Here is a 2,465-nt window from a genome sequence, read left to right on the forward strand (position 1 = left end):
GATGAGCTGTGGTTAGGAGCGAAAGACTAATCAAACCCTGTGATAGCTGGTTCTTTCCGAAATATATTTGGGTATAGCGTCGAGCGCTGATTTGCGGAGGTAGAGCACTAAATAAGCTAGGGCCCCTACCGGGGTACTGAACTTAATTAAACTCCGAATACCGCAGAGTGAAGCTCGGCAGTCAGACTGTGGGGGATAAGCTTCATAGTCGAGAGGAGAACAATCCAAACCATCAGTTAAGGTCCCAAAATATGGCTCAGTGAAAAAGGATGTGATTTTGCTTAGACAATGGGGATGTTGGCTTAGAGGCAGCCATCATTTAAACAGTGCGTAACAGCTGACCCATCGAGCGAAATTGCGCCGAAAATGATCGGGACTTAAGCCATATACCGAAGCTATGGATGGCAGCAATGCCGTGGTAGGAAAGCGTCCCAAGTGCAGCGAAGGAGAAGGGGTAACCGACTCTGGAGCGCTTGGGAGTGAGAATGCAGACATAAGTAACGATAAAGCCGGTTGAAATCCGGCTCGCCGAAATCCCAAGGATTCCTGGGGAAGGTTCGTCCTCCCAGGGTTAGTCGGGTGCTAAGACGAGGCCGTAAGGAGTAGTCGATGCCAAACAGGTTTAATATTCCTGTACCACTCGAAACCGTTTGATCCGTGGAGTGACGGAGAAAGTTAGCAGAGCGACGTGTTGAATCGTCGTCGAAGCTCGTAGGCTGCCGGGGGATAAAAGACCCGGTAAGGCTGAAAAGTGATAGGACCCTGAGGCCACGGCCGAGGGGGATTCTGTGATACTCGGCTCCCGAGAAAAGCTTCGCGGTTAGGCCAAGAGTGCCCGTACCGTAAACCGACACAGGTGGGATAGATGAGTATTCTAAGGCGCGCAGGTTAAATCTCTCTAAGGAACTCGGCAAATTGACCCCGTATCTTCGGTAGAAGGGGTGCCCCGTAAGGGGCCGCAGTTAATTGCGTCAACCGACTGTTTAGCAAAAACACAGCACTCTGCTAAGTCGTAAGACGACGTATAGGGTGTGACACGTGACCAATGCGGAAAGGTGAAAGTCTAGGGTGCAAGCTCTGGATCTAAGCCCCCGTGAATGTCGGCCGTAACTATAACGGTCCTAAGGTAGCGAAATTCCTTGTCGGGTAAGTTCCGACCCGCACGAATCGTGTAACGAGTTGACGACTGTCTCGGAGGGATGCCTGGTGAAATTGTAGTGGCGGTGAAGATGCCGCCTACCCGCAGCAGGACGGAAAGACCCTATGCACCTTTACTGTAAGCTGTTATTGTCGCTTGACTTTCAATACGTAGAATAGGTGGGAGACTGTGAAGCCCGGTTCCAGGATCGGGCTGAGTCAAAATATGAAATACCACTTTTTGTTGGTTAGGCGTCTAACCTCGCACCATTAACTGGTCGTGGGACAGTGATAGCAGGTCAGTTTTTCTGGGGCGGAATCCTCCCAAAAAGTAACGGAGGATTACGAAGGTTCCCTCGGCCCGGTCGGTAATCGGGCTATAGAGCGCATGAGTATAAGGGAGCTTTACTGTGAGACCAACAAGTCGAGCAGTTGCGAAAGCAGGTTCAAGTGATCCGGTGGTTGAATGTGGAATCGCCATCGCTCATAGGACAAAAGGTACGCTAGGGATAACAGGCTGATCGCGCCCAAGCGTTCACAGCGACGGCGCGGTTTGGCACCTCGATGTCGACTCATCACATCCTGGGGCTGGAGAAGGTCCCAAGGGTTCGGCTGTTCGCCGATTAAAGTGGTACGCGAGTTGGGTTCAGAACGTCGTGAGACAGTTCGGTCCTCTATCCGCTGTGGGCGTTTGTGATTTGAGGGGTTCATTCTCTAGTACGAGAGGACCGAGAATGACGAACCTCTGGTGTTCCGGTTGTCGCGTCAGCGGCAGCGCCGGGTAGCTATGTTCGGAAGGGATAAGCGCTGAAAGCATCTAAGCGCCAAGCCCATCCCAAGATAAGATCACAATCCCCGTAAGGGGTGAAAGGTCCGGGGAGACCACCCGGTTGATAGGCCAGAAATGTAAGCGGGGTAACCCGTTGAGTTAACTGGTACTAATGACCTTTCCGGTTATGCAAACAATCACTTCAACAGTTCTAGGCGTTTATTTTACCTCCTTAAGTCTTACTCTAAACTGATCTTCCCTTACCCAGCCTCACGGCTGCGGTTTCCCTTCCTGGTGATTATATGCCGGGGGTCCCACCCGTTCCCATCCCGAACACGGCCGTTAAGCCCCGAGCAGCCAATGGTAGTTGAACGTTAGGTTCCGCGAGAGTAGGTTGTTGCCAGGTTTATGGCCCGGATCTTCGAAAGAAGGTCCGGGCCTCTTTTTTATATCGATCCAGACATTCCCTGTATCAATGCCATCATGTCGAAGGGGTGTAAGCGTTCAATTTGGACGGCTGATGTATATCCAACATGCTATATATCAATAGCATATATTA

The 2,465-nt window shown here is 51.3% G+C and carries 2 rRNA genes (1 of these 2 cut by a window edge); both read left to right on the forward strand.

The annotated features are described in order from the left end of the window. A 23S ribosomal RNA gene (locus tag DB354_RS18335) occupies positions 1–2,100 on the forward strand; it begins 803 nt to the left of the window's first position. A gap of 96 nt (positions 2,101–2,196) precedes the next feature. After that, a 5S ribosomal RNA gene (gene rrf / locus DB354_RS18340) occupies positions 2,197–2,312 on the forward strand. Positions 2,313–2,465 lie beyond the last annotated feature (153 nt).

This window comes from Opitutus sp. ER46 (assembly GCF_003054705.1).
Lineage (GTDB): Bacteria > Verrucomicrobiota > Verrucomicrobiia > Opitutales > Opitutaceae > ER46.